The 22,673-nt window shown below is 43.1% G+C and carries 14 protein-coding genes; all 14 read right to left on the reverse strand.

What is annotated here, in order from left to right; translation table 11 throughout:
- Window positions 1-111: 111 nt before the first annotated feature.
- Window positions 112-2,493, reverse strand: a complete 2,382-nt coding sequence (locus tag FAZ15_RS06375; protein ID WP_136900476.1) for a glycoside hydrolase family 2 TIM barrel-domain containing protein — start codon at window positions 2,491-2,493, stop codon at window positions 112-114.
- A gap of 61 nt (window positions 2,494-2,554) precedes the next feature.
- The gene (locus FAZ15_RS06380) at window positions 2,555-3,661 is read right to left on the reverse strand and encodes a glycoside hydrolase family protein (protein ID WP_238387170.1); all 1,107 of its coding nucleotides are present in this window, start codon (window positions 3,659-3,661) and stop codon (window positions 2,555-2,557) included.
- 1 nt (window position 3,662) lies between these two features.
- Window positions 3,663-6,395 (reverse strand): family 78 glycoside hydrolase catalytic domain, encoded by a 2,733-nt coding sequence (locus tag FAZ15_RS06385; protein ID WP_136900477.1) that lies wholly within the window; start codon window positions 6,393-6,395, stop codon window positions 3,663-3,665.
- A gap of 12 nt (window positions 6,396-6,407) precedes the next feature.
- A complete protein-coding gene (locus FAZ15_RS06390; RefSeq protein ID WP_136900478.1) occupies window positions 6,408-7,862 on the reverse strand; it encodes a glycoside hydrolase family 28 protein in 1,455 nt (484 codons plus the stop codon).
- A 27-nt stretch (window positions 7,863-7,889) separates the two neighbouring features.
- On the reverse strand, window positions 7,890-8,783 hold the full coding sequence (locus FAZ15_RS06395; RefSeq protein ID WP_136900479.1) for a sugar phosphate isomerase/epimerase family protein: 894 nt from the start codon (window positions 8,781-8,783) through the stop codon (window positions 7,890-7,892).
- Between the two features lie 6 nt (window positions 8,784-8,789).
- A complete protein-coding gene (locus FAZ15_RS06400) occupies window positions 8,790-10,169 on the reverse strand; it encodes a glucuronyl esterase domain-containing protein (protein ID WP_136900480.1) in 1,380 nt (459 codons plus the stop codon).
- Complete coding sequence (locus FAZ15_RS06405; RefSeq protein WP_136900481.1) at window positions 10,162-11,739, reverse strand: sodium:solute symporter; 1,578 nt, start codon at window positions 11,737-11,739, stop codon at window positions 10,162-10,164. Before FAZ15_RS06405 ends, FAZ15_RS06400 begins: the two co-directional genes overlap by 8 nt.
- Window positions 11,740-11,762: 23 nt before the next feature.
- Window positions 11,763-12,854: a four-carbon acid sugar kinase family protein gene (locus tag FAZ15_RS06410; RefSeq protein WP_162304893.1), complete on the reverse strand. Its 1,092-nt coding sequence runs from the start codon at window positions 12,852-12,854 to the stop codon at window positions 11,763-11,765.
- Between the two features lie 14 nt (window positions 12,855-12,868).
- Window positions 12,869-13,894 (reverse strand): 4-hydroxythreonine-4-phosphate dehydrogenase PdxA, encoded by a 1,026-nt coding sequence (gene pdxA / locus FAZ15_RS06415; RefSeq protein WP_136900483.1) that lies wholly within the window; start codon window positions 13,892-13,894, stop codon window positions 12,869-12,871.
- The gene (locus tag FAZ15_RS06420; protein WP_136900484.1) at window positions 13,887-14,822 is read right to left on the reverse strand and encodes a dihydrodipicolinate synthase family protein; all 936 of its coding nucleotides are present in this window, start codon (window positions 14,820-14,822) and stop codon (window positions 13,887-13,889) included. The genes pdxA and FAZ15_RS06420 overlap by 8 nt, the downstream gene beginning before the upstream one ends.
- 3 nt (window positions 14,823-14,825) lie before the next feature.
- The gene (locus FAZ15_RS06425) at window positions 14,826-15,962 is read right to left on the reverse strand and encodes an iron-containing alcohol dehydrogenase (RefSeq protein ID WP_238387171.1); all 1,137 of its coding nucleotides are present in this window, start codon (window positions 15,960-15,962) and stop codon (window positions 14,826-14,828) included.
- Window positions 15,963-15,994: 32 nt separating this feature from the next.
- The gene (locus FAZ15_RS06430; protein ID WP_136900486.1) at window positions 15,995-17,140 is read right to left on the reverse strand and encodes a sialidase family protein; all 1,146 of its coding nucleotides are present in this window, start codon (window positions 17,138-17,140) and stop codon (window positions 15,995-15,997) included.
- Window positions 17,141-19,873, reverse strand: a complete 2,733-nt coding sequence (locus FAZ15_RS06435; protein ID WP_202912329.1) for an alpha-L-rhamnosidase — start codon at window positions 19,871-19,873, stop codon at window positions 17,141-17,143.
- Window positions 19,874-19,886: 13 nt separating this feature from the next.
- A complete protein-coding gene (locus FAZ15_RS06440; RefSeq protein WP_136900488.1) occupies window positions 19,887-22,664 on the reverse strand; it encodes a glycoside hydrolase family 2 TIM barrel-domain containing protein in 2,778 nt (925 codons plus the stop codon).
- Between the last annotated feature and the right edge of the window lie 9 nt (window positions 22,665-22,673).

Raw genomic sequence — 22,673 nt, forward strand, 5'->3', positions numbered from 1 at the left:
CAAAATCACACGACTACCTTAATCTTTCTAACTAACTACTTACCAAACCTTTATATCCTCCCATAATTCTTCCAACTACGATTCACCTTATTTTTTGAGTTCCCCTTTAGACTACTTCAATGTGACCTTCTGTTCTCCTAATACGGATTTAATGGTCAGTGTTGCTCCTTTCGTTATATCTTGTCTAGCCACATAAGCCACCGCCAATCCTTTATGTGTTTTTCTAGTTGGGCGACTTAGTCCATTCAAATCTGCTTGGAAACCGTTATCCGTTCCTAAAATCTGGCTATTGCTATCTCCCGAAAAGGTTAACTCTATATCCTGATTTGGCACCAACTCACCCTTCTCATCGCGCAAGTCCACGGTTACGAAATATAAATCAGTTTGGTCTCCTACAGCATAGCGCTCATGTTCTACTTTTACCCCCAACTGTGTAGCTTTTCCCGCAGTTCGCTTGACGACCTCCTGTACAGCTTTACCATTTTGGTATTTTACCACTTTCAGTTCTCCTGTTTCAAAGGGCACTTTCCATGCAGCATGCAATTGATCTGCATTTTTAGTTGCTTTACCCAAAGACTGTCCATTCAGAAACAGTTCAACTTCATCGGCATTATTATAATAACACCATACATCTACCGTCTGGCCAATGCTCCAGTTCCAATGCGGTAAAAGGTGCAAGACATCTTTTTCCGTCCATTCCGACTGGTACATATAATACACATCCTTAGGCAGACCTGCTAAATCTACTATGCCATAATACGAGCTACGTGCTGGATAAGGGTATGGCACTGGTTCACCCAAATAATCAAATCCTGTCCATACGAAAATACCTCCTAAGAAATCACGCTTCTTCACCTCCAACCACGCTCGCTCGTGACTTGTACCCCAATACGCTGCTACATTATCATATGCCGAAACGGTGAAGTCTGCGTTTCCGTTAACGACATATTTATCCTTGCTGGAAGCTGGCCACAGCTGAATCGTATCGTGCAAATTATCATACACTCCTCTCGTTTGTAATGCGGAGGTTGTTTCTGAAGCAATCAGCGGAACCCCTTTAAACTGTATCGGTAATTTATCATAGTCAAAGTACTTGTAATTAAAACCCAACACATCTAACGTCCTTGCCTGTGCGATAAAGTTTTTTTCGTACTCCGTTTCCGTCAAAGCGACAGTAACTGGTCTTGTCGGGTCCAATTCTTTCACCACTTTGCTCATTTCTTGCGTGAAGGCGATACCTGTGCTATCAAATTGTTCACGGATCTCGTTACCAATGCTCCACATAAAAACCGAAGGATGATTGCGATCGCGTTTGACAAAACTAATAAGGTCCGGGATATGGTGCTCGTCAAAGTCAATATTATAATCGAACCTGTTCTTACGTTTCTTCCACATGTCATAAGCCTCGTTGTACACCAAAATGCCCAATTCATCACAAAGATCCAGTAGTTCTTCAGCGGGCGGATTATGCGCTGTACGGATCGCATTGACGCCCATATCTTTCATAATCAACAGCTGCCTTTTTGCGGCAGATTTGTTGAAAGCTGATCCTAAGGCTCCCAAATCATGGTGCAAACATACCCCTAACAACTTCAACGGCTGGTCGTTTAAAAAGAATCCGGTTTGCTCATCAAACTTGAAATTCCTAAAACCCACTTTGTAGTGCAGTTCATCCACAACTTTATTGGTTTCACTCAATAAAGAAATCTCTAGCTGGTATAGATTCGGATTTTTAGGATCCCAGAGCTTGGCCTGGGATATCTCCAATGTCTCATCAAAGGTGCCTTTTGTAGCCGTTATATTCTTCTTCGCCACTACCTTTCCTTGTGCGTCTATCAACTTTAATACAGCTTGTACACCTTGTCCCTTGATCGCCGATCGAACACGCACTGTACTCTTGGCGACAGCAACCATAGGTGTCGTGATAAAAGTTTCACTTCGCAAAAAGTGTGAAGGATTGCGCTTCTCTAAGCGTACATCCCGGTAAATCCCTGATCCTGAATACCAACGCGAGTTGGGCTGTAAGCTATTGTCCACCCGGACAGCAATGACATTTTTCTTGTTTCCAAAATTCAAATATTTTGTCAAGTCATGCTCAAAAGAAAGATAGCCATTGATATGCTTTCCTAAGTAAACACCATTAATCCAAACTTCCGTATAACGATATGCTCCCCCAAAATAAAGTACAATATCCTTTCCCTTATCCTGCTCATTCAATGAGAAAGATTTACGATACCAGCCTATTCCTCCTGGAAGCGCTCCACCTGCATTACCCGCAGGATAGTCCGCTCCAAAATCAAACCCCATGCTCCAATCGTGAGGTAAGGTAACCGGATTCCACACATTATCATCAAAACCGGCATGCCTAAATGTTAAATCATCATCCAGAACAAAGCGCCAATCTGTATTGAAGTTAATAAGCTCCCTAGCTTGTCCGAACGTCCATTGAGAAGCTGCTAAAAAAACTATAAATGTTACTATCTTCCGAATCATATTAAATTTATTACCCATTTTCTGTTCACTGATCTATTCAAAAAGTTAAATAACCCTATTATTACTCCTTTACAAAATTCAACACACTCTTGCCGATATCCTTTGATGTCGCCAAGGCGATCCCCCTATTACCGTCCTTATCTACCGCGCAATAATAGTGATACACTATCCCTTTGTGTTTAATTACAAAAGATTTGTGCGCATACTGTGCATCGTACGGTTCCGTAGAACTGATCAAATCCTCACCTTCCCAATCTGTCCAGTGAATCAGATCTTTTGAGGCTGCGAAACGGTTGAATGCCCCCCCGCGGTCTTTCCAGAATGCACCGAAATAAAACATAACCCAGGTATTGTTAATTCGCTGAATCATTGGATCTCCCGTTATACCTACGGGATGATGTACGACAGGATCTTGAAGATAGCGTTTCCACTTCACCATATCATCCGAAACCGCCATGCCAATACGTTCATACCACCGTGTTGGCTTATTATTCTCCAACGAATCACCTACCGCGTTGTAGTACATAATAAAGCGGTGCCCTGTATTTCGGCTGGGGTCTTCGATTATATAGCTCTTGAAAAGCTTATGTCTATTCTCCCACCAACGGATATCGACATCTTCACTGCTTAATACAGGCTTATCTATTCTGTTCCAATCAAAAGGCCTATTAGGCGTTTCCGTCGTATAGGCGATACCCAATGACAGTGGCTCTGGCTCATAACCCTCAGAAGAACCTCCAAAATAGGACATCCAATATTTGCCCTTGTATTTTTTTAGTTTATAGCTTCCTCCCCATTTCGTATCGATCAACGCATTGTATCCTGCCTTTTGCTTGGCATCCCATTCATCACCTTCCCCCGCGGTCAATTGCTTCCCCAACGTCTTCCAGTTCAATAAATCGGCACTTTCCGCCAAATAAGTTTCATATCCTACACCATCAAAGATAATATAGGTCATATACCAGATATGACCGATCTTGTATACCGAAGGACAATCCATGAGATGCTTCTTTGTCGATGGTACAACGACTAACCCATACTTATATGGCGTTTTGACAGCATTGTAAATGTTCTGCATTTCCGTTGCAGAAACTTTCAAGTCTTTATTTTGTCCCCATACGGGTTGAAAAAACAAGAACGAGAGAAATATATAAAGTAATCGCATCATCTTATTCTACTATATGATAAACTCCAGAACCCAGGTCAATACTCACGTTATCTCCAACGGTCGACAATATAGATTTCTTCGGTGTCTTACCATTTATTTTGTACTTGCCGACCTTCGGCAAAACGACCTTTGCCTCTGTTCCAACGGGAACATGAATACGGTACGTATGGCCTTTAATTGTTAATTTACGATCTAGCATCACCTCACCGTAAGGCGTTTCATATGTTACTTTTACGTCCGCTACTTTGTCCAGCAGACGTGGCTCGATAACGAGGTGTTTAAAAGCAACTGAATTAGAGGCTTGACGAATACCACCTAAACTCGCATGAAACCACTCCATCAAATGACCGAGCATAAAATGATTATTGGACACATTAGGCAAGGCTGCCCAGGACTCCGTCAATGCCGTAGCTCCTTTTCTAATCTGATAACCATATCCCGGACGGGTATCATCTTTATGCATGGCATAAATCATATCGTCTTTATTGTTATTTGTCAGTGCCTGAATCAAATATCGATGTCCGACATCACCCGCTGTAAACGAGGTATCTCTGGACGAAATATCCTGCAATAGTGCCTGCAAAACTTTTTCTTGATTTTGCTCATCGACCAATCCCATATAAATAGCCATGGCTTGAGCTGTCTGGCTCCCCGTAGCGTACTGACCTTGCTCAGCTTTGTAAAATGTGTTGTTAAAAGATGTATAAACTTCGGTGCGCAATGAGTCGAAGTAAAGTTTGTCATCTGCATAACCAAGCTCTTCGGCTATGTGTCCCATTACCGTTAAATCGTAGTAGTAAATCGCTGTACCTGTCACACCATGTGGTGTCAATTGAGAAACTCCGGGTCGTTCCGGGCCAATATCATACCAGTCGCTCAATCCCTGATAAAGGATATTATCTTTGGCTTTGGACTGTAGATAAGCGACATATTTCTTCATCATACTATAATTATCCGTGAGATAGGTTTTATCACCATACCATTGATACGCATACCATGCCAATAGGATGGAACTACTTCCCCATTCGGGTGAGTCCCTAAACATATCTCCACCCCAGTCGAATTGCACGTATTCAGGAGCTATCTCCGGTACAAGGCCATCTGCTGTTTGCGACATGCGCATATCACGCAGGGCTTTAGCGAACAACGTACCTCCATCAAAATTGTACTGCACCGATGGCCCCATTAGATGTAACTGTTCTAACCAGCCTAATTTCTCCCGGTGTGGACAATCCGTAAAAACAGAGACCATATTGCTTTGAATACCCCATTTAATTAATTCGTGTATTTGATTAAATAAGGTGTCTGATGAAACAAATGTACCAACGGTCGAGGTACTGTTGCGGATATGATGCGATTCGATATGTAGCATATCAACCTGACTTCCTGCCACAGGCATCTTGATGACTTCTGCATAGCGTAGTCCATAATATGTAAACCTCGGAGACCAGGTCACTTCTTTTTCCTTGCCAAATATATACTGGTAATAGTAAGGACTTCCTGTATGTTTTTGATTAGCAGAGCCATCGGCATTCAATAATTCTGCCGGATATACCCGAATCGTATCGCCTTCATTCCCACGGATCGTTATCGATACAATTCCCGAAGCATTCTGCCCAAAATCGTATACCTCGCTTTTACGTGATGGTACGATTTGATGTGAAACGGGCTTAAACGTTTCCATCACCTTGGTGGGTGCTATTTCTTGGGCACGTAAAGCCGGTCCGCCGACAACGATAGCCTTCTCCCATTTGGAGTCATCATAGTGTACGTCGGTCCAATCCTTTGGCAGGATACGCGCATCAAAATCCTCTCCTCCATACATACTTGAAAATGCAATCGGTGAGGCATGCACCTTCCAGCTTTCATCCGTTTCTACCGTGTCGGATGTACCATCTTCATATACGGTCACTACCTTCATTTTTAGCTTCGGCAGGCCAAAAGCAACCTTATGTTTTTGGTAACGCCCCTTAATTGGCGGTATATAATAGAACCCATTTCCTAGAAGTATTGCAAACGCATTTTTCCCTTGCTGTAGCGAAGTGGTTAAATCGTAGACTACATAGTATGCTTCTTTGTCGTATTTCGTCCATCCCGGTTGCAAGAACGCATCATCTAAACGCTTACCATTCAGCTGTAACTCATAATGTCCCAATCCAGATACATAGGCATAGCTTGATTTTACTTTCTTGTTTAAGGAGAACGTTTTACGAAATACAGGGAGATCGTAATTTTTGTCAATCCGAAGTTTGCTTGAGCTTAAGGGAAGGGGATTAACTAACGAATCCGGCAACTTCTCACGCGCAATCCACTCTGCTTTCCCCCAGTCTGCTTCGGTGAGCAATCCCATATGAAAATGACAAATTTCACTTTTAGCTCGTGCACCATAATTATCTTCGACTTCGACGAATACATAGTAGGTTGTCCCTGCCTTTAATGCAGATCCTTTATACTTTATAAAAAGTGATTGATCAGAAGAGATATTCCCCGAATCCCAGGTTTTGGCGGCCGTTGCCCTTACCAACTGCGCACTGTCTTCGCTCACTACAATTCGATATGATCTTTGAACGACGTCTTTCTTTGCACTCGTCAATTTCCAACTAAAAGCAGGTGTAAGCGTATTAATTCCCAATGGATTAATACGGTTCTCTACCGTAAGTTCCTTTATTCGTAAATCCGCAAATAAGGAGGCAGAGATCAATAAACAGACACATAAAAGAGAAACTATCTTCATAAAATCGATCAGCTAGTTTATAAATTCAACATTCCTTTGATTCAATCCAGATACATTTACGGTATCTATTTCACATTCCACACAGTTGATACTGCTGTTTTCTATTATAATATCTTTGGCATCCTTAGCCACAAAATACCGTTCTGCGGCAGCGTGAATATTAGAGAAGCGTACGTTTTCCAACATGGATTCCGGAATTCCATCTATTTTAATGCAATCAGCCGCCTTTTCAATCAGAACTTTCCGTATGGTGATATCCGAGAATCTCGGCGTTAATCTGTTCGGCTTCACCTGATGGTCACGACTTGCGGCATTACCCACATGCGTCGCACTGCCCAGCATATCCCAACGGAGTGCCGAATGCACAACATTCATCCGTATGTTTTCAAAAAACATATTATTGCCCCCTCCACCACGGGGTCTCCGTGTTTTGAAACGTATGCCCACATCTGTACCATCGAAAGCACAGTCGTGTACGTAAACTTGTTGCACTTGTCCTGCCGTTTCACTGCCAACAGTAAGACCACCATGACCTCGTTCCGCCAAACAGTAACGAACCACCACATTTTCTGTGGGTCGGTTAACACGGAGACCGTCGTCTCCCCTACCTGCTTTCAAAGCAATGCAATCATCTCCAGTATTAAATGTACAATACTCAATAAGCACATTTCTCGAGGATTCGATATCTATACCATCTCCCCGCTGAATACCGATTGAATGGATATTAACCCCTCTAATGATCACGTTTTCGCAATAAGTAGGCACAATATTCCAAAAAGCCGACCGCTCCAACGAAATACCTTCAATAAATACATTTTCACAATTAATGGGTGCAATCAGTGCAGGCGGGAAAATGTAATCCGCTGTTTTTCCATCGTAAATTCTATTTTCAACAGGTGTATCTGCGAGTACTAGATTTTCGATGACGTCGTGTGTCATAGTCCGTTCACGCACCTTACCCTTCCCCGGACCTATTAATTTACCTTTGCCCGTGATGGCAATATTTTTCGCATTGTTGGCGTAAATACATGCCCCCAACGAATACAACTCTATGCCTTCATTACGTGTAAAAACAACCGGAAGAAAGGCTTCAATTTCACTTTTAAATTCAATCAATGCATCTTCCTCCAGATACAAATGAATATTCGATTTCAACTCCAGTCGACCTGTGAAATGGTTCCCTACCTTAACAATCAATGTACCTCCACCAATATTGGCTAGGGCATCTATTCGCGGTTGTATATCATCTCCCGGAAAAACAGAATCTATTACAGGTGGAAAATCCGGACGTTGAAATACCGCATCAAAATAGGGAGAATTTACTTCCGCTATTTCTTCCGGCATATGAGCAGAGCCTACCTGCGCATAGGACAATAATGCTTTATCCAGCTGCTCATAATTCAGCCTTTCCGATCCACATCCTGCAAAAAGGAAAACGAGTACGCACCAAACGTTTACTGTCTTCATCTATTTATTTTTTTATATACCCTGATCTCATTGAAATACACGTTTCATATATCTCGTATTTGCCCCAAAATTTTCTTTTACCATCCGCGGAGATAAGCTGGCATCACGCGAACGTTCGATCACCAACCATCCTTTCCAGCCCATTCCGTCTAAGGCAACTTTCACCTCCGGCATATTCAGTCGGGTATTGTTTTCCAGCCATACGCCGTCTTCATCGGTGCAATGGATTTGGCAAATACGCTTCTTACCTAAGATTTTCAACTCACTGATCAGATCGCGCCCCTCTTTTAATGGATTTGAAAAGTTGAAATAGATCTGTATATTTTTAGATCCTATTTCTTTTAACAGATCAACTTCTCCCTGCGCGTCCAAGGCCGTCTCTATGCCGATGACTACTCCTGCCTTTTTAGCCATTTTACCCACTATCTTTAATCGTTCCACGATCGCTGGGCGTAATTCCGGATTTTTAACCAAATCGCCCTGCACTCCCAAAGGCAAAAAAGCAACCTTCACCCCCATCTGCTGGCAGGTCTTCAGACAATCTCCTACCATTTGTTGATAGGTTGGCCGCGTAGCAAAAGATTGCGCGTAAAAGCCCGTCATGGCCAGTGCGCAGATGGATACACCGAGTTCCCTGGATTTCGCCAAGAATGCTTCCCGTTCTTTTGGGTCTGCTAAGATGCTGTCGAACGTGTCCCGGTTACCCAATCCGCCCATATCAACCTCCAGTCCGTCGGCACCTATTTCCTTTGCTAGCTCAAAAGCACTCAGCTTTTGACGCTTTAAAATCATCAGATCAATGACTGCGATCTTGTAACGGTGTTCTTTAGCCGACGAAGCCAAAAGAGCCGTAGGCATCAAACAAGCCGCTCCAAAGAGCGCTGACGTTGTTATAAAATCTCTTCTATTGAATTTTTCCATAGCTCTCTATTGAAACAGTTTTTCCAAATTTTCAAATCCATGTATCGCATGAGCCGGTAAATTTTCTCCCCTGACACCAAATACATATAGCGCTGTTTTTTCCTCTATTGTGCAACCAGATTCATCATATTCTCCGTCCGAACTTTGCAGTCCCGTGGCCTGTAAACTAAAATGCTTACCTAAGAAGTCATATACCGGTTTACGTTTCGAATAACCAAAATCGTGACCATCCTCGGGCAGGTGCACGTTATATACATTATTCTCCTCACCATAATAGCCATATATCTTCTGCAGGTAAGGGTAGTCGTGCTGGGGCATATGTGCCGTCCAGTCCTTACCGTCGGAAATAACCAATTGTGGCCGCGGAGCCGCCATAGCCGCCAGTTCTACATTATTGGTTCCTCCTCCGCAGGCGTGAATGGGCAATCCGCTTTCGCAAGGACAGCCCCCATAAAAATAGGAGGACAACGATACTACGGGAATACTTAGCGTAATACGTTCATCAATGGCCGTCATGAGGACAGCATGACTTCCACCACCAGATCCTCCACAGATGCCAATACGGGTGGCGTCGACCTCTTTATTTTCCAAGATATAATCCAATATTCGAATTCCGCCCAATGTCTGCACAGTGAGTGCTAGGCTCTTTCTATGGTCTTCGGCGTTGAATTGCAGTAGCGACTCTCCCCAGGCAAACAGATCGTAGCTGATCGCCATGCCTCCCATTTTAGCAATCATTGCACAGCGGATCTGCGCATCTTTACGGTAGCGATGATCTGCCCAATGCCCATCTGGACTCAATACAACCGGAATCTTTCGTTTGTTCTTTAATGGCGTATAAAAGGATCCGTTGACGTATACTCCCGGCAAAATTTCCAACGCAAAATTTTGTACCGTGTAGCCCTGAAAAACTCTTTTCGCCGTAAGAATGGGTTTGGAGCGCAGTCTTTCAGGCATTGGCGACAGCCGAAGTGCTTCATACAGCGCTGGTCTAATTTGATTTTTACGCAACTCCCAAGATTCCCGATCGTGATACTGTGCGCCCAATTGATCCAGGTAATCCCAACCCTCCTTGACTTCCCACCGGTAGTACTCGTATTCTTTTAGCTTGTATTTCCGGTCTCCCTCCTTATTTACCTTCATATCCAAAGGTGCAAGTACATTTTTTAAGGTCTCCTCTACATCGGCTCGAAAGCGCCATGCTGCATAATTCAGCCATTTTCCGTCGACTTGCTCCTCATTATATTTTATCGTAATATCATATCTTTTTTCAATTAGCTCGATCACCTCTTTTAAGGGTTTACGGTATTGATGGTCCGAATCCTGCGCAGAAACAACTTTGCTTAAAAAGACCAGTACACACACCAAGAGCAGATATTTATTCATAAGAGCCTCCTTTTTCTTTTTCAATTTTCTGAGAAGCTTTCCAACCGTTGTAGAATAAATTGGGATCTAAATCGGGTTTCGGAAAGAACAGACTGGCCACATACCCCACGATAATAACGATCAGGTGACTGTATACACCCAACATCAATTTATTATGCGTAAAATTAAACTGACCTAAATCCAATAGAACAAGCTGCTCTCCGCCAAAATCTATTTCTGTACTGGTCAGAAAAGCATATGCCGTAAACAAAATACAGACAATAATGGCAATGTTAACACCTTGACGGTTCGCGCGGGTAGAAAATACACCCAATAGAAAAACTCCGACAATACCGCCCGAAAAAATGGCGTATAAAGTAAAGATAATTCCCAGGATACTCTGGCTGCCTAAGTTAACGTACACGAAACCAATTACAACAGAAATTAGGCCGGCGATAGCGACCATCCATCTACCTGCTAATAAATAGCTTCTGTCTGCCAATTTAGGGCGCAACTTTCTATAGTAATCTTCAACTCCTACAGCAGCCAATGAATTGAGATCGGCACTTAGGCTACAAATTGCCGCAGAAACCATGGCCGCTAAAATAAAGCCAACTACCCCTACAGGCAGGTTGCTCATGATAAAGTATGGGAATACACTGTTAGGCCCCACATCATCGGGTAAGCTGTGCTGCGTATAATAAACAAAAAGCGCCGTGCCGATAAACATAAACAAAGACCACACCGGTACGGTGAGTAAAATCCCCAATAAAGACGCCTTTATCGCAGATTTATCCGATCTCGCCGTTAAATACCGCTGTATGACCGTTTGATCTGTTCCATATTTCTGAATGGCATAGAACATCCCATTAATCGCCATAACCACAAATGTCAATCGGGAAAAGTCCAAATCATACGGTCCAAATCCCGTCCTTCCGTTTTCCGAAGCAATGCGCCATATTTCTGGCAGACCGCCATGCACGGAGAATATCAGTACCAAGAGACATAAAATACCGCTAGCGAACAACATAAACCCCTGAAAAACATCTAGCCATATCACCGCTTCAATTCCACCTAACAGGTTTACAATAACAATGATGGATCCAACGACAATAATAATCCAATAGGTATTGATATTCGTCATACTTGATAGGGCTATTGCCAACAGGTAAAGTACAGTTCCCATTCCCGAAAATTGCCTTAACACAAACGCAATGGAGCTGTAATAACGGGCAAAATTGCCGAATCTCTTTTCAAAATATTCGTAGGTACTCAGTCCGATTACCCTTCGGTAGAGCGGTACGATGAACCAAACCGTTCCCAGAAGAACGATGGGCACCATTAGCCCTTGTACCAAAAGAATCCAGTTGTGCGAGTAACCTTCTGCAGGGTACCCCAAGAACGTAACGCTGCTAATCAACGTTGCCAATAAAGACATACCTATTGCCCAGGAAGGTACACGTCCTTTCGCTGAGAAATAATCAGCCGTCGTTTTTTGGTTCTTTGCGTACCGCAATCCAAAATAGAGCGTGATCAGCAATACCACTACAATAATACCGTAATCAAAAATGCTCAAAATAGGTTTATTCATTATAATTTGGTTTTATTTGCGCATTAAAATGCCCAAAGTTCATTCGTCCAAGGATAACTCCCCGGCTTTAATGTAACAAATAATTCTTTATCCTTCACCTTACTTTTAATCAGGCCCGGTTGTATCTCCTGCACCGGAGTCATTGCTTCAATGCCCAACGCCATCAATATCTCATACGATGTAGCTCCTCCTTCAATAACCAGATCCTTTATTGTCACCCGATCATATACCTCAGCCACAACCTCAGCCATGGTTTGCCTTATTTCACCCGCACTCCCTCGTAAGCTTGGTGAAACAGCAAATACAGCCTTTGTGTTTGCCTCGAGTTTTTGAACCAGTTCTTTCGCTATGCCATCCCTCTCGTCCAAATAAACCACATATTCCGGGTTTACTTCCGCAATCCGATTGTTATTATCTTCATGTGCAGAACCACAAACATACAATAAAGGATATTTCAGCACTACATGTTTTTCTGTTTGATCTTGGTATAGCTGAAATTTTTCTCCTAATAAAAGGTTAAAAAATGCTGCACTTCCCGCCAATAATTTACTGTCAGAAATATTCCGCACCAATACCTCCAGCTGTAGGGTATTTTCAATTTCGGGAACGACGATTCCTGTTTCTACATAAATAGTGGAAAAATCACTAACGAGTTTCCACTCTGGCGTACCCAGAATAGCCAACACCTGGCTTTCGTTAACCGGAAATTCCGGATCATCCGAAAAGCTCGTTTGGTTAATCCATTTCCCATTCACGATGTAGTGCCCATTTTTGATTACCCGACCTAAAGCCGGATTTACAGGACAAAATACGGCTGATTCAAAACCAAAATAATCCTTATAAAATACGAGTTCTCGTGCAATATGCCCCCGAAGTGCCGAATCGAACTTAAGATAGATAAATCCAAATACCGTCCGATCCAAATCGCCAAACAGCGATTCCAAATGTGGCACCACCTGTTCTGTTGCTAACGATCGGGTGTTCGTATTCAATACCAGTACGTCTACCATTGCGTTTTGATCCAATCGATGTACAATATCCACAGTTAGATTATACCGTAGCGCAATCCCTCCAATCTCCGCTGCTCCGGTCAAATCATCTGCAATTATTAACATGGCGGCCATATCTGTTACTTATTTTGCGTTAGTTGAACAGCTGATTCAATCGCTAAAATCATTGCGTCTGGGCTCGCAACACCTTTACCTGCAATTTCGAATGCCGTACCATGATCTACCGATGTCCGGATAATAGGTAGCCCCATGGTTATATTTACCCCTTTTACACTATCCATCTGTTTCTTCTCCGCATTCCACTTAAACCCAGTCAACTTAAACGGAATATGCCCTTGGTCGTGGTACATGGCTACAATACCACCATAGTGGCCTGTTGCCGCCTTTGAAAACAAGGTATCAGCAGGAATCGGCCCTTCCACGTCGTACCCTTTGGATTTTGCTTCGACAACGGCCGGAAGAATCTCTTCATCGTCTTCCGTTCCAAATAAACCGGAGTCGCCCGCATGCGGATTTAGACCGGCAATACCTATTTTTAGATTTGTCTCACCCAAACTGATCAAACCATGATGCAACAAATCTACTACTTCTACAATCCGGTCCTTTTTTACCAGATCACATGCTTGCCGCAGTGAGACGTGGGTAGAAACATGGATCACTTTTAAATTGTCTTCTACCAAGAGCATCGCATATTTCTTCGTCCCGGTATAATGCGCATAAATTTCCGTATGCCCCGCAAAATAATGCCCCGCCTCATTAATGGACTTTTTATTGATCGGCCCTGTTACTGTGGCTTCAACCTCGCCTTTTAAGGCCAGATCGATAACCTTAGTTACCGATTCAAAAGAGGCCTTTCCCGCTTCAGCCGAAATTTCACCAAAAGTGATCTTGGCCATATCCGTGTTTTTTAAATCAAAAACATCTACTGTTCCCAATTCAAACTTGGCTTCCGATACCTGCTGAATACGATGGATAGTCAATTTCATTCCCAAAACCGTTGCGATATGTTCGAAAACGGCTCCATCACCTACGAGCAATGGTCTACATATTTCATGAATATGAGGGTTTAAAACTGCTTTTAAAGCTATCTCGGGACCAATACTAGCCGGATCGCCCATGGTAATTCCAATGATAGGTTTAGACATGATTCGTAATATTCAATTTTATACTGTCTTTATTAATTAACTCCTGAAAAGCGGAGATCAGTTTACTTTCCTCTGCTGCATCCAGCGCTTGTAATGGTGGCATCATATGGGCATCACATAAGCCCAGCTCTTTCATCAGGACTTTTAACGCCCACAGGGATTCACCCAATGATTTATCCGTTTGATATAATGCACCCAAGTCGTCCGATTGCTTCTGCAACGCGTAGGCTAAATCTACATCACCATCCTGTACAGCGGTGCACATCTGCCGATAGATTGCGGGCGCAAAGTTACCCGAACTGGGCACTATGCCCGCACTACCGTTTATCATAGCGTAGGCTGACTTTGCTGCCCACCCCATGTAATGTTTAAAATCCGCCCTGTCGGCCCATAATGATAATGACTGATCTAAGCGCTCTATACTTCTTTCCGAGTCCTTAACCCCAACAATTTTTGGATGGTAACTCAATTTGTCCAATAAATAAAGGGGGATAGACATATGGGTCGTAGCAGGAATATTGTAGATAATCAAATCAGTAGGAGATTTTTCAGCCAACTGCAGAAAATAATTCTCCATCTGCGCATCTGACAGCTTATAATAGGTGGGTAATGTAGCTGCGACAGCTTTTACGCCTAAATCGTATGCCTGTTGCGCCAAATCAATAGATTCCTCCAGTATATTGGAGGAAATACCCACGTAAACTTGCTGATCCGCTACCTTATTTGCTAAAGCTGCATGCAAGTACTTTTCTTTAAAGGCGTTGGACAGGGAAGCGGACTCCCCGGTCGTTCCCAATATAAAAGGGATGGCATTATTTGCATATAAGTACGAGAAAATACGTCCTACAGCATCCTTATCTAGGGTACGATCCTGATGGAGCGGAGCAACTACAGGAACAATAGTATCTTTCATTTTATTTTCTTTCATAAATTAATAAGCGGCATTAAAAATGGATATGGCATCCGTCAATGTAATCTCTCTAGGATTGTTGACCAACAATCGTGTAATTTTCATGGCATCAGCTGCCATTTGGCGAATAGCCCCCCTTGGTATATCCAATTCACGCAACCGCGCAGGTATGCCACAAGCTTTTATAAGTTCTTTTATTTTGGTTATTCCCGCCTGTGCAGTTTCTTCATCTGTTCCTTCTCTTTTACAGCCCAGGGCAATAGCTACCTCAGCATATTTCTTTGGACTTGCGCTATAATTGTATTCCATGACATAGGGTAATAATAGCGCATTAGATAGTCCATGTGGCAGGTGAAACGAACTCCCTAATGGGTACGACAATGCATGAACCCCAGCGGTATTAACGGGACCTAAACAAAAACCTCCCAAGATACTGCCCAGAGCGACCCGACTTCTAGCTTCTTCATTATGCCCATTATTTACCGCTTCTTCTAGGTTAGCAGCAATCAGACGCATTCCTTCAAAAGCGTACATGTCAATAAATGGTTGGGAAAACTTATTCGTATACGCTTCCAAACAGTGTGTCAGCGCATCCAAACCGGTGGCTGCTGTAATCGACGCTGGCAGGCTTAGGGTCAATAGAGGATCTGCATATACCATATCTGGCACTAAAAAAGGACTGATTATACCCTTCTTCTGTCCTTCGTCATCGACTAAGATAGCGTTTGGAGAAACCTCGCTCCCTGTGCCCGATGTAGCTGGCATACATATCAAACGTTTACCTCTCTCCTTAAGCAATCCGTTTCCAACAATCTCTTCTAAGGTTTGGGTATTGCCCAATTGTGCAGCAACTAATTTTGCAACATCCAAAACACTGCCTCCGCCTATACCTATGACCGTATCCACATCAGCAGACTGGAACCTTGCCATTATCTGCCGAAAATCAGCAAAGGTAGGTTCTTGCACGATGCTCGTATCCACAATAACTTGGACAGCATGATTGCGCAACGTCTGAACGAAAGGTGCTAACTGCTCTTCCAAAGGGGAAATGGTCATCACGATGACCCCCTTACATTGCATCTGAACAAGGTCTTCCTCCAGTTGTTTTAACACTCCGTTTCCGAACACCAATTGGCCCGGAAAATTAATTTTTAACACACGACTCGTTAACATATACAATGAACTATCAGTTATTCTTCTTCTGCTTTATATGGTTCTTCTTCTGGTAAACTATATCCGTTCACTGTTGGCCATATTCCATTTTTAATCTTTCTCTTTTTTAATTTTGCTGGATCCACGACCACATGTTTCATTTTTTCACGTCGCCACGTATAGGCAAAATGTAGAAGTCCGTCTTTCGTCTGTATAACAGCAGGATAGGAATACTGACTGATCGGAGAATCCTCCAAGATCAGTACGGCATCCCAGTTTTTACCATCTTTGGAAATAGAAACATTCAATGGTGTCCGTTTGCCTTTCGGACTTTCCGGTGGAGGTAGCACATGATTGTAAACCAGTACATGGGTACCATTTTTCATTGTTACGGCATCTGTTCCCGAATTGTTATTGGGTAAGCTGCTCTTGACCAACGGAGTCCAGGTCTCTCCATTGTCGGTTGACCAGGATTCTACGATTGCCCAATTGCGACTTCTTGCCAGGATCTGTAATTTTCCATTTCCATGATCCAAAACACTGGGTTGAATGGCATTTACATCGTCTACACCTCTTGCTATCGGTCCTACCTTACGCCAGGTTTTGCCAAAATCAGCACTAATTTCGAAATGAATATTCCATCCGTTTCCTTCGGTACTTGTCGGACTAATTAGGTTACCATTACTTAACAAAACAGGTTTATTTTTTATCGGCCCCAAAATGCCGTCCGGTAATTTTTCAGCATCCGACCAGGTTTTCCCTCCGTCTTTGGAACGCTTCAACATGCCCCACCATTCCGAAGGTTTGGGGCCTACCTTATAAAAAAGAAGCAAGTCTCCATCAGGAATTTGATAGAATACAGGATTCCATGTGGGCAATCGGCGACCATCTTGCTGGACACCATCAGCAGCAGATTGCGGTGCTGTCCATTGACCGTTCTCATATCGGCATACATAGATTTCTACGTCCGGATTACGTTCGTGTGTTCCGCCAAAAAAAGCATAAACCAGTCCCTGAGGAGTTTCGGCCATCGTTGCCGAATGGCATGATGGGAACGGCGCAGATTCATAAACAAATTCGTCTTTTACGATCCCTTTTCTCCATTTGTACAGCGCATTTTCCTGCGCTAACGATACCGACAATACGATACAAAAAACTATTGCTGTGGTCAATTTCTTTCTCATTTACAATTTGGTTTTGAATTGATAGTGTCCTGATCCGATTTCCACTGTCACGCTGCCGTTTTGGGATTCCAGGATATTAAATATGCTATTGTCCTGAATCTTCTGTCCCCCTTCGGTAATAGATTGTAGATCTTTAGCAGGTATATGTAGAATGGCCTTTGCATTCACGGGAATACGAACCTGCCATTCAAAGCTCGATTTCGATTTCACCCAGTGCGATTCGATCATACCCCGCGAACTGTTATAGGATGCGTTAACAAATGTCAGATCACCAACGATTTCAGGCTTCATTATAATAGACTGAAAAGCATTCTCGGTAGATTTAATACCAGCAAGATGCTCGTAATACCACACCAACAGATCACCAAGCATCATCACATGATTCTGGGAATTCATCTTGGGATGCGCTGTATTCCCATTCCATAATTCCCAGATCGTTGTTGCACCGTTTTCGACCATATACCCCCAGGAAGGATAGGTTGTATTGGTTGCCAATTTATAGGCCAAATCTGCACGTCCCATCTCTGTCAGTGTACGCATCAACCATTGTATACCCACAACACCTGTACTCAGGTGTCCGTTATTTTCGACTTCAATGTTACGGACGATCTGTTTCTCGAGTTGGGTCTTGTTTCCTTCTTCAACCAAGCCAAAGTACAGCGCCAGGATATTCTCTGTGAGTTTGTTGTCTCCATAAAAACCTTCAGTATGATAAAACCGTTTGTTGAAGGCCTTTTTCATGCCATCGGCACTTTTTTCAAAAGAAAGTTTATCGTCATCCTGTCCGACTATTAAACTAAATCTACTCATCAGATTCAGCAAATAGTAATAATTGGCGCTAGATATCAGCGCACTAGGATACTTCTTGTCCGCAATCTGTCCACGACCTGCTTCGATCGATACCGGAGGGAAACACCAATCTCCATAGCTGTCCTTCGTAATGATACCCTCCGTATCCATATAGCGTGTAGCCATGTAGTTTATCCACTTCTTCATAGCAGGATAATGCTGCTCTAGCACACGAATATCGCCCGTTTGCCGGTACAACATATCCGCAATCATCAGGTAAGTGCCCGGCCAGGTGATGTTGTCACTGTAATACCGCCAAAAAGCCGGAGCAACATCTGGTATGGCACCATCTTCCTTTTGAGACAAACGGATATCTTCCAGCCATTTGATATAAAAGTTTGTGTTATCAAATAGAAAAGTCTCTCCATAGGCTGTCACAGGGCGATCTCCCAGCCAAGGCTGACGTTCATTTCGCTGTGGACAATCGACGGGCATACCTTTATAGTTAGATGCTATACCCCACCACGCATTTTGATGAATTTGATTTAATAAGATATTGGAAGATGTAAATGTGCCCACTGTTTCCATAGCATCATAAACAAAACGACCTACAAAATCGGTCTTGGTCGGTGTACCGGGATATCCACTTACCTCCACATAACGGAATCCGTGGTACGTAAAACGGGGTTCCCATTCTTCTACCTCACCTCCACGCAATGTATAGTGATCTGTGGATTTGGCATCACGCAGATTCGTCACAAAAAGCTCGCCATTGTTCTCCAACGATTCTGCAAAACGAAGCGTTACCCTAGTGCCGCTCTCCCCTTTTACTTTCATCTTCACCCAGCCCGAAAAATTTTGGCCGAAGTCAAGGATAAATCGACCATTTCCTTTAGGGGTCACCGTCACGGGGACGATATCCTGCATTACCTTCATGTGTCCATTCAGCTGTGCTTCGTAGGTACCCCCCGGTTCCTGAACATATTCAGATGGCAACCATTCATGTTCATCGAATCCCACATTTGCCCATCCGGACAATTCTTTACGGGCATCATAATCTTCTCCATCATATTCATTGTTTGCGGTGATGGGGCCGTTTGCTGTACCTTTCCATGAATCATCGGTTTTGATGGTTTCTGTAGAGCCATCCGTGTAGGTAATCATCAATTGAAACTGTAACTTCGGAAACCCAAAGGTTTTGACTTTATATGGCTTGGCTTGTCGCATGGCATAAAAGCGTCCGTTTCCTAAAACTACACCCAGCGCGTGATCACCTTCGGTCAACCTATCTGTTACATCAAACACGTTGTACTTAATATTTTGCGTATAATCCGTCGGTGAAGGTGCTAATACCTGATCCCCCACCTTCTGACCATCTATATACAGTTCATACAGCCCCATGCCCATGATGTAGGCTATGGCTTTGTGAACTTTTTTTTCCGTCTTGAATTCTTTCCGAAGATAACGCGCCGATAACCGGCCTTCCTCCACATTGTCGGTTGGGAAATAACGGTCGAACCCTATCCAACGTCCCGTCCAGTCTTTATAGTGCAACAATCCCATGGTCCACTGTGCTACATTTGACCATTCCGACTCCCCTTTATTTGTATAGACCTTGACCTTCCAGAAGCATTCATTCCTAGATTTCAACGGCTTACCGTGATAGATCACCTGTATAGAATTAGCAGAAGTTATTTTCTCTGAATCCCACAGGTCGCCAATATCCTGTGCTAGTTTTTCGGGAGAGGAGGCTACAAGGACATGGTAAGCAAGCTGCACCACATTTCTTTCGTCCGTAGCAATCTTCCAGCTCAGGTGAGGTTGCAACACATCCATACTGATTGGATTTTCCAACAATTCGCAACGTAGAGCATCTACTCTGGTTTGTGCAAAAGTGGTTAAGCTTAAACACAGCAGGAAAATCAAACCTATACTCTTCGTCATCTCTTTCATTTTACTACTCTCCCGAAAAATCAAAATACAATATCATATGTAGTGCTCTTATCGGCTCTTTCTCAAAATCGTAATACACATGCTTCATTCCCATAGGACCTGTTGTTTCCGGCTTTTGGGTTTTAGTTCCAATAGCGGATATCCCATTCATGAACGAAATATCTCCATTCGGAAAAGTAGGTTCCATATTCTTCCAGTCCGTATCTTTCTGCTCTTTTGGCGTAAACAAGCGTAAGAACACATCCTCCCTATCCGTAAATACTTTAAAAGACTGCTCCTTTGTAATGAATTCTGTCCAGTACATATTGCTATGGTATCCTTTGAATTCCGGATACTGAAACGGGACTTCACCCGTAGCTACATCGTTATAATCTTTTTTCCATACTCCAAATTGGTTCCCTTTCATGCGATTTTTCCACACCCGATACGGTCCCATTCCCAAATATTCTACCCCTTTAATTTGATCTTCGGGAAACGAAAAGTTTACACCGACAAACCTCGTGAAGTAAGCCTCTGGAAAATACTGCACATGCATTTTTAATTGACCCGAAGCCGAAATCTCCCAACGCAGCGTGTTATAACTCTCCTTCTTATCAAATGTCGAGGCAATAATTACTTTATCACTTTCTTCGGTAATTGTAAATCCTTTAAAATTATTCACAGCTTCTTGCAGCACAGGACCATTCGAAAATGGTATACGGCCCTTTGCATTGTCGACCTGTTCCAATAGTCCCGTCGTCTTATTGATGCGATATGTTATCCCGTTGGCTTTAATCACGTGACTATTCGCCTCTTCAGACACCTGAATGGTACCATTCCCGACTGTAATTAGTTGTTCTGCCGTCGTAGCTGGTCGTATGATCGGAAAGCTCCAGGTATAAATTTCGAGTCCATTTACATCTTTAGCCGTAATGTACAGCGCGTCGTAGCTACGCCAGTCCGTTGGAAAATTCACTTTCAATATACCTCTATCATACGGCTTGATATCTGGTGAAACAACAGTACCCGTTTGACTGTTTTTGTCTTCACCAAACCTTCCTAATTTCCGTAATTCATACGAAAATGTGCATTGATTTATATTAGTAAAAGAATACCTGTTCTCTATGTGGAAAGCACCATCGAAGTCTTTTGTCATTTCTCTTTTTTCAAAGAATATCGGGCTCCAAACCTCTTTTATCGTAAAGAAACTGCCTTCTTTTTCATAATACGGACCTACAATGCCATCTGCACCGTGGTTACCATCCGTATCAATACTGTCCTGCTTATCTGTCCGAACTACCCCCTGATCCTGAAAGTCCCATAGGAAACCGCCGGCAGATAGCGGATTTGCCCACATCGCCTTCCAATAGTCTTCTATCCCCGCGCCGTGACCACCATCAAACATGCCATGCAAAAATTCTGTTGGCATGACGATGTTGTGTCCGTGATCATAGGTTCCTATGCCATAATTATATTCGCGGTAGTGGGTTGTTTCGAATCCACCATATACTGCCCAGGGATAAATTAACGGGCGCTTTTGCAGATCTTCTTCAAAGAAGATCGTGTCCAGTTCGGGATTATGTCCGCCCTCGTTTCCATTTGCCCAAAAGATAATCGACGGGTTATTTTCAGAAACCACCATCATTTCACGCAATAATTTTGATCCCACTTGCGTATCGTAATGTCCATGCCAACCTGCCAATTCATTCATCACATATAACCCCAACGAGTCGCATGCTTCCAAAAAATGATTATCTGGCGGATAATGCGCCATACGTACCGCATTCATGTTCATTTCTTTCATGAGTTTGACATCGTGAACGCTAATCTCTTTACTTGTTGTTCTGCCGGATTCCGGATGAAAAGAATGACGGTTAACACCCTTAAACTTTATTTTTACCCCATTGATAAAGACCCCATCGCGTTCCCTGACCTCAACAGTACGAAATCCCAACTTTTGTTCGATTTGGTGCAGTGTTTTCCCTTTTCGTAATAATGTGAATTGAGCCCGATATAAATTGGGAAATTCCGATGACCACAATCTTGGATTAGAAAACGTAGCGTCCAACCAGGCCTCCGTTCCATTCAACTGCTGTTCAATAGCCGATCCGTAAGCATTTCCCTGGTCATCATAGAGTTGCATACGAACCCTATCCGCAGTACCTTCCGTCCGAATTTTTGCACGAAAGCTCCCGTCTGCCTTTGCGTCCAACGACACACGGGCGATATGATCTTTTGGAATAGCCTCAAGATACACGGGACGAAAGATTCCGCCGAAAATCCAATAGTCAGCTTCCCGCTCTGCAGCATTTACCGATTTATTGGCAGAATGCTTAGCGACATTAACCTCCAAGATATTCGTTTTTCCATACTGCACTAGGTCGGAGATATCATACCTGAAAACGTAAAAAGAACCTTGATGAATTTCGCCAGCTAATTTTCCATTGATCTTGACTTCCGTATCGGTCATTGATCCTTCAAAAACGATATTGACCTTCTTGCCTTTCCAAGACTTATCCAGCACAAAAGTGTGCTTATAGCGGCCCGATTCCTTACCCTTATTTTCTTCCTTATTGAATCCGTAGTTGTACTTACCGAATCCTTGCATCTCCCAATTAGATGGCACAGGGATCTTTGTCCACGAACCCGCTTGACGGCCTTCGGTCACGTAAAAATCCCATAAAGTAGTATTATCTTTACCTCTTCCGGATAAATATTGTGTTTCGGTCTTCTGGGCGAGGATGTCTCCCCCAATACACATGGACAACAGTAAAGATAATGCTATTTTTAGGCCAAATTTCATCGTATATAA

The sequence above is a fragment of the Sphingobacterium olei genome (genome assembly GCF_005048855.1).
In the GTDB taxonomy this organism is placed as follows: Bacteria; Bacteroidota; Bacteroidia; order Sphingobacteriales; family Sphingobacteriaceae; genus Sphingobacterium; species Sphingobacterium olei.

Bases quoted from the DNA above. Each gene is read 5' to 3' on its own strand.
- FAZ15_RS06385 (WP_136900477.1), bottom strand. From the start codon at position 6,395: ATGAAGATAGTTTCTCTTTTATGTGTCTGTTTATTGATCTCTGCCTCC.
- FAZ15_RS06395 (WP_136900479.1), bottom strand. From the start codon at position 8,783: ATGGAAAAATTCAATAGAAGAGATTTTATAACAACGTCAGCGCTCTTT.
- FAZ15_RS06435 (WP_202912329.1), bottom strand. From the start codon at position 19,873: ATGACGAAGAGTATAGGTTTGATTTTCCTGCTGTGTTTAAGCTTAACC.
- FAZ15_RS06375 (WP_136900476.1), bottom strand. From the start codon at position 2,493: ATGATTCGGAAGATAGTAACATTTATAGTTTTTTTAGCAGCTTCTCAA.
- FAZ15_RS06440 (WP_136900488.1), bottom strand. From the start codon at position 22,664: ATGAAATTTGGCCTAAAAATAGCATTATCTTTACTGTTGTCCATGTGT.
- pdxA (WP_136900483.1), bottom strand. From the start codon at position 13,894: ATGTCTAAACCTATCATTGGAATTACCATGGGCGATCCGGCTAGTATT.
- FAZ15_RS06430 (WP_136900486.1), bottom strand. From the start codon at position 17,140: ATGAGAAAGAAATTGACCACAGCAATAGTTTTTTGTATCGTATTGTCG.
- FAZ15_RS06390 (WP_136900478.1), bottom strand. From the start codon at position 7,862: ATGAAGACAGTAAACGTTTGGTGCGTACTCGTTTTCCTTTTTGCAGGA.
- FAZ15_RS06405 (WP_136900481.1), bottom strand. From the start codon at position 11,739: ATGAATAAACCTATTTTGAGCATTTTTGATTACGGTATTATTGTAGTG.
- FAZ15_RS06410 (WP_162304893.1), bottom strand. From the start codon at position 12,854: ATGTTAATAATTGCAGATGATTTGACCGGAGCAGCGGAGATTGGAGGG.
- FAZ15_RS06380 (WP_238387170.1), bottom strand. From the start codon at position 3,661: ATGATGCGATTACTTTATATATTTCTCTCGTTCTTGTTTTTTCAACCC.
- FAZ15_RS06400 (WP_136900480.1), bottom strand. From the start codon at position 10,169: ATGAATAAATATCTGCTCTTGGTGTGTGTACTGGTCTTTTTAAGCAAA.
- FAZ15_RS06420 (WP_136900484.1), bottom strand. From the start codon at position 14,822: ATGAAAGAAAATAAAATGAAAGATACTATTGTTCCTGTAGTTGCTCCG.